This window comes from Pseudostreptobacillus hongkongensis (assembly GCF_001559795.1).
GTDB lineage: Bacteria > Fusobacteriota > Fusobacteriia > Fusobacteriales > Leptotrichiaceae > Pseudostreptobacillus > Pseudostreptobacillus hongkongensis.
The window spans coordinates 1-12,541 of the sequence record NZ_LOHY01000085.1; the positions used below are offsets into that span (position 1 = coordinate 1).

The following is a 12,541-nucleotide window of genomic DNA, read 5'->3' on the forward strand; positions in this document are numbered from 1 at the left end:
ATTTGTGAAGAACCAAAAATATTGCCAATTTGAGTAAAATTTTTTATTAAAAAAGTAATAATTTTTAAGATATAAAAAGAGAGAAAATGTATTAAATCTTCTCTCCTTAAAATACCTTATTTTTAAAATTAAATTTTAATTTTATTTATTTTTTAATTTTACTTTGCTAAACTTCTTAATATCTCTAAATTCCCTTTTACCTCTACCTTTACATTAGCAGGGACTAAAACTGTTTCTCCCATATTTAAATCTAAAATTTGATCTTCATAGAAAAGTTTTCCTTTACCATTTAAAATAGAATATATTATCATATTAAAATTTTCATCTTTTAAATTTTCTTCAATTTTAATTTTTTCTATTGAATAATATGGTGTATCTGATATTTGTTTTCTCTTTTCTCCAGCTTTAAAGTTAGTATCTAGTATATTTATTTTTCTATCAAAATCTATTACATCTGCTGCAAGATCTAAATGTAGTTCTCTTTTTTTACCATTTTTTTCTATTCTATCAAAGTCATATATTCTATAAGTTATATCAGAATTTTCCTGAATCTCTGCAAATATTACACTTCCTGTAAGACTTGCATGAACAGTTCCTGGTATTACATCTATAATATCGCCTGATTTAACTGAAACTTCATTAAACATATCTGAAAAATCATTATTTTTACTTTTTTCTAAGAACTTTTCTTTGTTAAAACCTGGTTTCATTCCCATAATTAATTTAGCATCATCACTTGCATACATAATATACCAAGATTCATATTTACCTAATTCATTATGTTTTTTTAATGCAACTTCATCATTAGGGTGAACTTGTATTGATAATCTGTCATTAACATCAAGATATTTTATAAGCAAAGGGAATCTGTCTGGATGATTTTTATATATTTCTTCACCTACAAGTTCTCCTTTATATTCATCAAATAATTCTTGTAAAGTTTTCCCTTTTAAATCTCCATTTTCTACTATACTCATACCATTTGGATGAGATGAAACTTCCCAAGATTCACCATAATCTCCTGATTCTGGTAATTCTATATTTAATTTTTCTTCTAAATTTCTTCCACCCCATACTTTAGGTATAAGGACTTTTTTAAACTTCATTGGATATAGTTTCATTGTTTTTCCCTCCTATTAAAGATATAATCTGAAGTAGTGTTTTAGTCGTATCTTCAAGCAATATTTCTACATTTTCCATAGCAAAATCTAAACTCATAGGTTTATTAATTATATCTAAAACTAAATCTATTCCATTCTTATATACTTCATCTAAATTTAATTCCTTAGATCCTACCATAGCTATCACTTTCTTATTATATTTCTTAGCAATACTAGCAACCCCTATAGGCAATTTCCCATTTAAACTTTGAGAATCTATTCTACCTTCACCAGTTATTATATAGTCTGCCTTTTTTATCATACTTTCTATATTTAATATGTCCATTATCTCTTTTATTCCACTTTTCATATGACCGTTACAGTATAAAAAGGCAAAACCTAATCCTCCAGCTGAACCACTTCCACTTTTTTCTATACATTCAGGCGAAAGTTTTAATGCAAATTTTTTAATTAATTTATCTGTTTTTTCTACATCTTTCAACCCTTTTTGAGGTCCGTAAATATAGCTTGCACCGTTACTCCCACATAAAGGATTATTAACATCTGATAATAATATTATTTCTTTATCAAATATCCTTTTATCAAAATATCTTGTATCTATCCTATCTAAAATTTCCATATCTGATAACATGTATGATAATTCTTTATTATCTTTAGAATAATATCTAAGCCCCAAAGCATAAAGCATACCAAATCCTGCATCATTAATTGAACTTCCTCCAAGACCTATATATATTTTCTTGATATTCTTATCTAAAAGATATTTTATCGCCTCTCCTACACCTAAAGATGTAAGTTTATATGGATCTTTCTCATCATCTTTTAAAATTGATAATCCCACAATTTTAGCTACTTCAATAATAGCTGTATCATAATCTATATAGGCTATATCAACAATAATTTTCTTGCCATTTGCCCCCGTTACTTCTATATTTTCTATTATACAATCCTTTGAATATTTTATTGCATCTAAAGTCCCCTCACCACCATCTGCCAAAGGAACTTTAATAACATTTATACTATCATCTATTTTTTTTATAGTTTTTTCTATAACATTTTCTACATCTATTGAACTTATACTTCCTTTAAATGAGTCAAGCGCTAACAATATTTCCATAAATACCTCAATATACTTTTTATCTAATTATATCATACTTAAATTTTAAAACCCATTATTTTTACTTAATTCATTAAACCAATATCCAGATTTTTTTATTCTTCTAATTTGTGTGTCATATTCAAGTTCAATAAGACCATATCTATTCTTATATGCATTCATCCATGACCAACAATCTATAGTAGTCCATACAATATATCCCATACAATTTGATCCTTCTTGTATTCCTTTATGTAACCATTCTAAATGTTCTTTAAAGAATTCTATTCTATAATCATCTTGTATCATTCCATCTACTCTATATTTTTCTTCACCTTCTACACCCATACCATTTTCAGCAACAAACCAAGGTATATTATTGTAGTTTTCTTTAATATTTTTAGATATATCATAAAGTCCTTTAGGATATATTTCCCAACCTCTATGAGGATTCATTCTACGACCAGGCATACTATAGTAATCATAATAATATTCTGGCATAAATGGTGCATCTGGATTAGGAAGAGAAGCTCTTGCCGCAACTCTTAAAGGTTGATAATAGTTTATACCTAATATATCTACCTTATTTTGGCTTATAATATTCAATTCTTCTTGTGTGTATTCTGGTAATAAATCGTGTTTTTTAATAATATCTATAAGTCTTTTATCATATTGTCCTTTTACTGCAGGGTCAAGGAAAGAATTATTAGCAAATAGTTCTGCTATTTCTGCTGCCTTTAAATCATAAAGATTATTACTTCTTGGATACGCAGGGGTTAAATTAAGTATAATACCTATTTGACCATCTTTTACAATATTTTTGAATTCTCTAATTGCTTTAGCTGAAGCAAGTGCTATATTATATGCAACTTGAACTGCTTTTTTAGAATCTACTTCTAAAGGATAATGGTATTGTTTTAAATATCCCATTTCTACAGATACTATAGGTTCATTAAATGTTACCCATTTTTTAACTATATCTCCAAATAATTCAAAACAAGTTTTAGCATATTGTGAAAATGCATCTACAACTTTTTTACTTGCAAATCCACCAAATTCTTCTTCAAGTTTTAAAGGTGTATCAAAATGATAAAGATTAACTATAGGTTCTATACCATTTTCTTTTAATTTTGTGAAATAGTCTTTATAGAATTCTACTGCTTTTTGATTTATTTCGCCTGTACCATTCGGTATAAGTCTTGCCCAAGATATAGAAGTTCTAAAAACAGTATGACCTGTTTTTTTAAGTAATTCTATATCACTTATATATTGTTCATAAATACCTGTTGTTTTATCAGGACCTATGTTATTATGAAACTTATATGGTTCTAATTCATAATATTTATCCCATGTAGTAAGACCTTTATTATCATTTTTTACTCTACTTTCACTTTGTTCTGCACTTATTGAACTTCCCCAAAAAAATCCCTCAGGAAAATTAATCATTGTTCTTCACCTTTTCCTCTCTTTTCTTTATTAAATAATTTTCTAAACTATTTAACATTTTTATTCTTTTCTTTCTTAAAAAATATGAATAAAACATTTCCATTATCTTATTGTTATATTTTTTAAAGAATGAATCTGAAGTATACTCTTCTTTATATATTAATTTTATTAAATACTCATCTAAACTTTCTATTTTATAATTTAATTCATTTTCACCTGTATAATTTATATATTTCAAAGTATATTCTTTATTTTTATCTAATTTTATAACCTTTACTTCACTTTCTACCTTTTTACCCATTTTAGTAGTAAGTTCTTTTTTAAAAGTTAATCCTTCATGTAAAGTTTCTTTACCTATTTCTCTTTTTAAATTGTCTATTAAGAAATCATACATTTCCTCTGCTGATATTTTAAGCTCTATTTCTAATGTCATTTTTTCCCCCTAAAGTACATTATAGTACCCATTATTATTAAGAAAATACCCATATACATATTTATAATCTTTAAATTACTAGGATAAGAGATTATAGCTATCGTTCCTAATGTTATTGTAAACAATCCCCAAGTTTTCAATCTGGTCCTCCTTTTAAGCAAAAAGGGTGGAATACCACCCCTTCAACTATTTTTCTTTCATTTTATTTGCAATTAATACAAATGGTGTCCATATTACAAACGCTATAAATAGATTTAATAAAGCGATTAATGCAGCCATTATAGATCCACCTGTTGCAAAGAATGCATATAGTCCTGTAGGTAATACCCATGGAACTGCAACATAAACTGGAGGAACTATTCCTAAAACTGTAGCTACATAAGCAACTATTGCCCCTACAGTTGGTGCAAGTAAGAATGGAATTAAGTATAGAGGATTTAATACTATAGGCATACCAAATATCATTGGTTCATTAATATTAAATATTCCCATTGGTGTTCCAAGTTTTGCAACTGCACGGCTATCTTCTCTCTTAGAGAATAATAAGATAGCAATAATTAAAGCCATAGTCATTCCTGATCCACCTAATTGAAGGTAAGCATCAAATGATCCTCTTGTCCAAATGTATGGTAATGTATCTACTGTTCCACCTTTACTAATATGATCTATATTAGCTATTAATGCTGGTTGGTAAATACCATCTAATATTGGTCCTAATACATTGTGTCCATGTAATCCAAAGAACCAGAATAATTGTACTAAGAATGCTAATAATACAACTGAGAAAGCTCCTTGAGATAATCCTAATAATGGTGCTTGTATATATTGAGCTATTAAATCATTTAATGATGATCCTGTAAGTTTAACAACTAAGAATGAAATTATAGCTGCAACATATATAGCCACAACACCTGGTATAATTGAAACAAACGCTTTATTTACTGCAGGTGGTACTGAATCAGGTAATTTAATAGTTATATTTTTTAACATTAATTTAGCATAGATTATAACTGCTACTATACCTATTATCATTGCTGGGAATAATCCTTTTGCCCCTAGGTAGTCTAAATTAATATATCCCCATTGTGTAACATGAACTGTAGCCTCATTAATAGTTGTATCAAAAGATGCTTCTTGAGGTAAGAATGCAATGAATGATGCAAAAGCAACTAAAGCTCCTGCAAGTGCATTAACATTGTAAGATTTAGCTATGTTATACCCTAAACTAATAATAAATACTAATGAAAGTATTGCAATAGATGCAAACCAAACTACTCCATTTATTGATATAACTGGAGCCATAAATTCTGCAAATCCTGGGAATCCATAGTTATTTGGTAAATCTCTAAATATAACATTTAATAAAACTGCAACAGATCCTACCATAGTAATAGGTAATATAGAGATAAATGAATCTCTAATAGCAACTAAATGTCTTTGAGATGAAATTTTTGCTGCTACTGGAACGAATTTTTCTTCCATCCATTTCATAAATTTTTCCATAATCTTTTTCTCCTTATATATTTTATTATTTTCCTAGTAATTCTAATGCTGTGTTTAAAACTTTTTCTCCATTCATTGATCCATAATCAACAAAGTTTATAACACTTACAGGTATGTCTGTAAACATAGATTTCATTGATGATTCTAAATATTTAACTTGTGGTCCAAGTAGTAATATATCAATTTTACCTACATAATCTTTAGCACTGGCTTCAGCAACTGCATTTATTTCTGCATCAAGTCCTTTACTTTTTGCCGCACCTTTCATCTTTTCAACTAAAAAGCTAGTTGACATTCCTGCACTACATACTAATAATATTTTAATCATAGTATTCACCTTCCTTAAATTTCAAATTTAAATCTTGTATATTCGTTTATATAATCTATAGTTTTTTCTATATCTTCTTTATATGGATATACAGAAATACCTAACACTTTATCACCTATTTTAACCTTTTATATAAATCTATAAATTCTTTAGCATTATCCTTAGTTAAAAGAGCCATAGTAAGATGATCTTGTGCATGTACCATAATTAAATTCAATACAAATCTACCCTCATCACTAGTTTCTTTCACTATTAATTCTGTTTGTATTTCATGTGCTGCTAGGTAATATTGATTTGATTCTTTTAAACATTCTTCAGCTTTTTCAAAATCACCAAGTTTTGCATTTTGTATAGCTTCCATTGCACTTGATCTTGCCATACCGGAATTTGCTATTATCTGCATAGCTACTTCACTTAATTCTTCATAATTCATATTATTCTTCCTCCATCTTATTTAATATATTTATAAAATTATCATATGTTGGATTACTTAATATACTAAATATATGTTTATCATTATTTATTATACCCGTAAGCTTTTTATATACAATCTCATTTTCTCCATGTCCATTATTCACACACATAAATAAAACTATATTAACTTTATTCTTTTGCCAAAGTAACTTATTTTTCAATATACATACTCCAACAACATTAACATCTTTAATGACTTTGATTGGATGAGGTATTGCTACCTTTTCACTTATTTCTGTTAATCCTAGTTTTTCTCTTTCTTGAATTAAACTCTCAATATCCTTATCTATACCGTCTATTTTAGATAGCTTATTTGACATTATTTTTATCAATTCATCTTTAGTTATATCTTCTTCTATATACGTAAATAAGTCTTTTAAAAATATTTTTTCTAAATAGGATTCTTCAAATTCAAGTATTTTCTTGATCCTAGATATATCTTCTTCATTTAAAAAGTAGTCTATTTTGTATACTGGTTTTGGTAATTCAAAATCTATATCAACTAAACTAAATATTACATCTACTGTTTCAAAATTAACATCAAGTAATTCATTAACACCACATGAATTTATTAAATTAGCATACTTAGAAAATAGATTGCTATATGTATAAATTAAAAATTTAGATATACCACTTCCACTTGGACAAACTATTAAAATATTCTTTTTATTATTATCTTTAGAGTTTAATCCCTTACTCATATAAAGAATTACTGCTATATATGCTGTTTCTGCTTCAGTTATTTCTTTATTATATCTCTTTGATATTATTTTAGATACATAAGTTGCTACATTGTATGCAAGCGGCATATTTTGTTTAATATCATCAAGTAATGGATTTTTTACTCTTATACCAAATCTTATCCTAATAACTAAAGCTAATAAATGAGTGTATAAATTTTTATATAAAGTATCATCATCAGAAAGATCTATTTTAAATGTTACATTTACATAAAATATTATTTCTTGTATAAGTTCTTGAATATCTTTTACATTTGAATTCTGTATACTTTTATATGTAATAGTTTCTGTAGTCATAAATCTTATTGCAAGATATTCTATATCTGTTTCCTTAAACTCTATATCAAGTCCTAATTCTTCTACAAGGTATTTTTTTATTTCTTTAACTTGGCTTATCTTATTTTCAAACAATTCTCTATCTATATCAATAAATTCTATTTCTTTACCAAGAGTTATTCTTTGATTAGTTACATACACAGAAACAATAAATGTTTGTAAAGCTATATCGGCAACTTTTATTTTCTTTTTTTTAAGATATTTATTTAATATTTCAGCTATATCATTTATTAATTTCTTTTCCTTTTCATCTACATACATATTTTCATTTAATTTTGTCTCAATATTATCTACCATCAAGTTTCTTATATTTAATTCATCACCTTTAATTTTTAAACCATGATGAGGTTTTCTATCTATAATAAGATTATATTTTTCTATATCCTTTTCAATTTTTTTCAAATCTTGAGAAATAGTTCTAGAACTTATATATATTTTATTACTTATATCTTCCAACTTAATATACTTATCTGTATTTAACAATAGTTCTAGCAAATATGTATATCTTTCTTCTGCTGTTACAGGTATTTTTATATTATTTGTATTAAATATTTCTGTTTCTTTTAAAACTTCTCCTTCTAATATATATCCATATCTTGGACGTGAGATTATATTTATATCATTTTTTTTAAGTAAGATATCTAGTTCTTTAATATATTTTCTACATGTTCTATCTGAAATATTTAAAAATTTAGCTATTTCTATTGAACTATGATATTGCTTATCTTTTAAAATTCTATAAATTTCAATTAATACTTTTTCCACCTTAACAACACCTCCATTAATGTTATACCTCGAATTTATCAATTTTCAACAACCACTTTTTCCTTATATATACGGAATATTATTTCATATATATGACAAATATATTAAAAAACCCTAATGATATGTTTGTTGCTAAATATGGTCAAAGAACACTACAAAAATTATCATTAAGGGCTATATTATGTGATAGCGTGAATTTAAACTCTATCAGATAAATTATATCATAAAATTATTAAAAATATATACAATGGGTTGCGATTAATCTTTAAAAACTTATCACATGAGTTGCAATTGAAAATTTAAAGTACAATTTTATAATTTTTCTATTGACACATCTTTATTTTTGTGTTATTATATTAAAGTCTTGATGGGCTGTAGCCAAGCGGTAAGGCAGTAGACTTTGACTCTACCATGCGTTGGTTCGAATCCAGCCAGCCCAACCATTTTATGCGATTTGTCGCATTTTTTTTATACCTAACAAAACAAGGAGATGTCGTTTAATTACATCTCCTCTTATTTTATATTTCTATTTCTTCATAGACCATAACTTTATTCTTGTTTTCCATTACAAATCTTAAATGTTCTTCCATTTCTGCACTAATTAATGTAGGTTTTAATCCTTGAAGTTTATCTTTTAAATTAACACTATTATTAACATATGTTAATTTATAGTCTTCTAATCTTAAATATTCTACAAGTCCTTTAACGCAATCATCAAATGATCCAACCTTATCTACTAAGTTATTTTCCTTTCCTTCAACACCTAACCATACTCTACCTCCAGCTAATGGTTCTAGTTGGCTATCTGTCATAATTCTTGCATTCATTACATGAGATTTAAACTCAAAGTATATATCTTTCATAGAAGATATAATTTTTTCTTTAGAACTTTCAGAAAGTGGTAATCTAAAATCAAATAAATCATTATTTTTTGATTTTCCTACAGTTTCTATATTAATACCAACTTTTTCAAGAGTTTCATTTAATGTAGGATACATACTTACAACACCTATAGATCCTGTTAATGTTGATGGATTTGCATAAAGTCTTCTTGATACAGTAGAGATATAGTATCCTCCACTTGCACAAAGATCTCCCATAGAAACAAATATAGGTACTTCTATATTTTTTAATTCTTTATATATTTTTTCAGCTTCTAATGCACTACCTCCAGGAGAATTTACTCTTAAAATTACTCCTTTTAAATTATCAATTTCTTGAACTTTTTCAATTTTTTCTAACATATTATCATATGATATATATGGTTTATTAGATTTTTGAGGAGTTATAGTTCCTTCAGCTGTAATAACTGCGATAACATTCTTACTTTTATTTTTTTCCTTCTTATATTCACCTAAATAAGTTGTGAAATCCATAGTATCTTTAGAATAATCTATATTTAATTTATCAAAATTAGAAACTCCATCTATTAATCCAAATTCTTTTGCTTTTTTATAGTTAACAATTAATAAATCTCCATTTATTATATCATCGTATAAATCTACATTTCTTTTTTCTTTAATTTTTTCTATTAAATTTAAATAAAGTCTTTCATATATTCTTGTCAAAGTTTCTCTTTGAGCTTCACTCATCTTATCTTTATTAAAATTTTCTCCTGCAGATTTATGTGTACCTATATGTAATATATTTACTTTAATTCCTAATTTATTAAGTACAGTCTTATAATATGGCATCTTTCTAGAATAATATGATAAACTAAAACTTGATGAGTAAGAATTATACATATATATTTCATTAGCATTTAATGCAAGTAGATAATCATTATTACTTCCATAATTTGTACCTATTGCAATAATTTTCATATTTTTAGATATTTCTTTAAATACAGGTTCTAACTCTTCTAATTGTGTATTTGAAAAAGATGTATTATCTATATCTATTATTAACTCTTCAATGTTCTTTTCTTTAGCAAGATTTTTCAATCCTTCCTTAACATCATAAAATGATATTGAACTAAAGCCATTTGAAATATCTTCGTTCAAATCTTCTACAGATAAAACAATTTTTTTAACTTTCTTTAATTTTATATTCTTAGTCCCACTAGGTTTAAATTGAGCATATATTAAAGCAGCAGCTAATAATAAGATTAATATTATTACCAAGGCACTAAATATAGAATTTAAAAATGAAATTAATATTAACTTCAACATAATTTTTAACCTCTTTCTTTCTTTTTCTATATTATATCACACTTTTTTAGGTTTTAAAATTATTTGATTTTTTATTTAAAAAACAGTTTAGATAAGTTGAAAATAAACAAATTTTATAATATAAATTTTAAATTTCTTTTCTTTTTTTGTAATTTACTATTTACTTTTTGAAATTTTAAGGTATAATATATTGATAAGTTTAAGAAAGGAGCGTATGATATTTTATATCGTACTATAACTAATATGAAAAAATTATTTTTAACTTTAGCAGTTTTAAGTACAGGAGTTGTATTTGCTGCAGGACCAAAAGTTCCTTACACTCATGAAGGATTTTATTCAACAGAAAAAACTCAAAAACCTATTCACTTTGTATCTGTTGATGATATTAAGAAAAGTTTAGAAGGTAAAGGACCTATCAATGTAAGTTTTGATATAGATGACACTTTACTTCACTCAAGTGGATACTTCAGATATGGAATTGATTACTTCCAAATACCTAATGATCCAAGAGGAAAAATAAGCTACTTATACAACCAAAAATTCTGGGATTATGTTGCTGAAATGGGAGATGAACATTCAATTCCTAAACAATCAGCTTACGACTTAATAAAAATGCACTTAGAAAGAGGAGATAAAGTATTCTTCATCACAGGAAGAACTAAACACTCTAAAGATCAAAACTATACTTCAACTAAATTATCAAAAACTTTACAAAGATTCTTTGATATGCCAAATGAAGTATTCGTAGAATATACTGCTGATACACCTACTGGTGGATTCAAATATGATAAATCATTCTACATGAAAAAACATAATGTTTCATTACACTATGGAGATAGCGATGATGATATCTTAGCAGCTAGAGAATTAGGAATCAGAGGAATAAGAGTTCAAAGAGCATATAACTCAACTAATCCTCAAAAATTAAATGGTGGATACGGAGAAGAAGTTTTAATCAACTCAGCTTGGTAAAAATACTAAAAGGAGGCAATGCCTCCTTTTAATTTATCTGAATATTTCTATAAATATTGTAATTATACTTACATTGAAAAAATCTATAAACAGTGCACCTACTATAGGTACTACTAAAAATGCTAATTTAGAATCTCCATAAATTTCTTCTACTGATTTCATATTTGCTAATGCATTTGGTGTTGCTCCCATTCCAAATCCTATATGTCCTGCTGATATTATTGCAGCATCATAATTTCTACCCATTACATTAAATGTTATGTATCTTATGAATAAATAAGACAGTACACATTGAGCCGCTAATAATACAAATAGAGGAAGTGCAAGTGATGACAATTCCCATAATTTTAAAGAAATTAAGGCTATAGATAAGAATAAGTTTAAAGATATATTTTCTAATACTTGTATTTCTTTTAAAGGTAATTCATCATAAGCATAATCAGATATATTCCTTATAATCACAGCAATTAACATAGGACCTATATATACAGGTAAATTTAATCCTATCATTTTTAGACCCATATTTAAAAATGTTCCAAAACTCATACATAATAACAGTATAAAGAAAGCCTTAGCAAATCTTTCATCATTTAATTCATGTATGTCTATATTTTCAATATCATATCCTTCAAATTTTTCTTTACCTTTTAAACCATATTTATTAATTAAACTTTTAGAAATTGATGGACCCATAATAGATCCTGCTATAAGTCCAAATGTAGCTGATGCTATGGCAACACTTTTAGCAAAGTCAATATTTAAACTTTCTGCTATTGCAGTTGATGTTCCATGCCCTCCTGTCATAGGTGTTGAACCTGTCATCAATGCTATAAGTGGATTTATACCCATAATCTTACCTAATGCAACAGCTACTACATTTTGAAATATTATTAGTAATACTGATACAAATAGGAATAAAAATACTTTATATCCCCCTTTTTTTAAAAGGCTTAAACTAGCATTAAATCCAACACTTGTGAAAAACATTATCATAAAAAAGGTTTGTAAAGTTGTATCAAATTTAAATTGAACTATATTAAATTCCATTAAAATTAATGAAAGAATAGAAAATATAAATCCTCCTATTACAGGATTAGGTATACAATATTTTTGGAATATTTTAATCTTTCTTTTTAATTTTAGGTTCTTCACAAAT

The 12,541-nt window shown here is 26.3% G+C and carries 11 protein-coding genes and 1 tRNA gene; 2 read left to right on the plus strand and 10 right to left on the minus strand.

Annotated elements, in window-relative coordinates:
- Window positions 1–158: 158 nt before the first annotated feature.
- The 8 genes from AYC59_RS03425 to AYC59_RS03460 all read right to left on the minus strand — a co-directional run bounded on the left by AYC59_RS03425 (window position 159) and on the right by AYC59_RS03460 (window position 8,242).
- Window positions 159–1,121 carry a type I phosphomannose isomerase catalytic subunit gene (locus AYC59_RS03425; RefSeq protein WP_066895229.1) on the minus strand — a complete coding sequence of 321 codons (963 nt, stop codon included), beginning with the start codon at window positions 1,119–1,121 and terminating at the stop codon, window positions 159–161.
- Window positions 1,096–2,238 carry a glycerate kinase gene (locus tag AYC59_RS03430; RefSeq protein ID WP_066895231.1) on the minus strand — a complete coding sequence of 381 codons (1,143 nt, stop codon included), beginning with the start codon at window positions 2,236–2,238 and terminating at the stop codon, window positions 1,096–1,098. The genes AYC59_RS03425 and AYC59_RS03430 overlap by 26 nt, the downstream gene beginning before the upstream one ends.
- Before the next feature lie 45 nt (window positions 2,239–2,283).
- Window positions 2,284–3,663, minus strand: a complete 1,380-nt coding sequence (locus tag AYC59_RS03435; protein WP_066895233.1) for a glycoside hydrolase family 1 protein — start codon at window positions 3,661–3,663, stop codon at window positions 2,284–2,286.
- Window positions 3,656–4,096, minus strand: coding sequence for a DUF3284 domain-containing protein (locus AYC59_RS03440; protein ID WP_066895235.1), 441 nt, complete (start codon window positions 4,094–4,096; stop codon window positions 3,656–3,658). Before AYC59_RS03440 ends, AYC59_RS03435 begins: the two co-directional genes overlap by 8 nt.
- Window positions 4,097–4,282: 186 nt before the next feature.
- Window positions 4,283–5,599: a PTS sugar transporter subunit IIC gene (locus AYC59_RS03445; RefSeq protein ID WP_066895237.1), complete on the minus strand. Its 1,317-nt coding sequence runs from the start codon at window positions 5,597–5,599 to the stop codon at window positions 4,283–4,285.
- A 25-nt stretch (window positions 5,600–5,624) separates the two neighbouring features.
- Window positions 5,625–5,927, minus strand: a complete 303-nt coding sequence (locus AYC59_RS03450; protein ID WP_066895239.1) for a PTS sugar transporter subunit IIB — start codon at window positions 5,925–5,927, stop codon at window positions 5,625–5,627.
- Window positions 5,928–6,042: 115 nt separating this feature from the next.
- Entirely contained in the window at window positions 6,043–6,360 is a 318-nt protein-coding gene (locus tag AYC59_RS03455) for a PTS sugar transporter subunit IIA (protein WP_066895241.1), read from the minus strand.
- A gap of 1 nt (window position 6,361) precedes the next feature.
- Window positions 6,362–8,242 (minus strand): BglG family transcription antiterminator, encoded by a 1,881-nt coding sequence (locus AYC59_RS03460; protein WP_066895243.1) that lies wholly within the window; start codon window positions 8,240–8,242, stop codon window positions 6,362–6,364.
- A gap of 368 nt (window positions 8,243–8,610) precedes the next feature.
- On the opposite strand from AYC59_RS03460, the gene AYC59_RS03465 reads away from it, so the two are divergent.
- A tRNA-Gln gene (locus AYC59_RS03465) sits at window positions 8,611–8,685 on the plus strand.
- Between the two features lie 75 nt (window positions 8,686–8,760).
- Here the strand turns inward: AYC59_RS03465 and sppA are convergent.
- Entirely contained in the window at window positions 8,761–10,413 is a 1,653-nt protein-coding gene (gene sppA, locus AYC59_RS03470; protein ID WP_066895245.1) for a signal peptide peptidase SppA, read from the minus strand.
- Window positions 10,414–10,656: 243 nt separating this feature from the next.
- Between sppA and aphA the strand changes: the two genes are divergently transcribed.
- Window positions 10,657–11,385: an acid phosphatase AphA gene (aphA, locus tag AYC59_RS03475; protein WP_066895247.1), complete on the plus strand. Its 729-nt coding sequence runs from the start codon at window positions 10,657–10,659 to the stop codon at window positions 11,383–11,385.
- 33 nt (window positions 11,386–11,418) lie between these two features.
- Here the strand turns inward: aphA and gltS are convergent.
- On the minus strand, window positions 11,419–12,541 hold a 1,123-nt coding region (gene gltS / locus AYC59_RS03480), incomplete at its 5' end, for a sodium/glutamate symporter (RefSeq protein WP_156445471.1).

Coding starts and splice junctions, on each gene's coding strand:
- AYC59_RS03425 (WP_066895229.1), bottom strand. CDS start 1,121: ATGAAACTATATCCAATGAAGTTTAAAAAAGTCCTTATACCTAAAGTA.
- AYC59_RS03430 (WP_066895231.1), bottom strand. CDS start 2,238: ATGGAAATATTGTTAGCGCTTGACTCATTTAAAGGAAGTATAAGTTCA.
- AYC59_RS03435 (WP_066895233.1), bottom strand. CDS start 3,663: ATGATTAATTTTCCTGAGGGATTTTTTTGGGGAAGTTCAATAAGTGCA.
- AYC59_RS03440 (WP_066895235.1), bottom strand. CDS start 4,096: ATGACATTAGAAATAGAGCTTAAAATATCAGCAGAGGAAATGTATGAT.
- AYC59_RS03445 (WP_066895237.1), bottom strand. CDS start 5,599: ATGGAAAAATTTATGAAATGGATGGAAGAAAAATTCGTTCCAGTAGCA.
- AYC59_RS03450 (WP_066895239.1), bottom strand. CDS start 5,927: ATGATTAAAATATTATTAGTATGTAGTGCAGGAATGTCAACTAGCTTT.
- AYC59_RS03455 (WP_066895241.1), bottom strand. CDS start 6,360: ATGAATTATGAAGAATTAAGTGAAGTAGCTATGCAGATAATAGCAAAT.
- sppA (WP_066895245.1), bottom strand. CDS start 10,413: ATGTTGAAGTTAATATTAATTTCATTTTTAAATTCTATATTTAGTGCC.
- aphA (WP_066895247.1), top strand. CDS start 10,657: ATGAAAAAATTATTTTTAACTTTAGCAGTTTTAAGTACAGGAGTTGTA.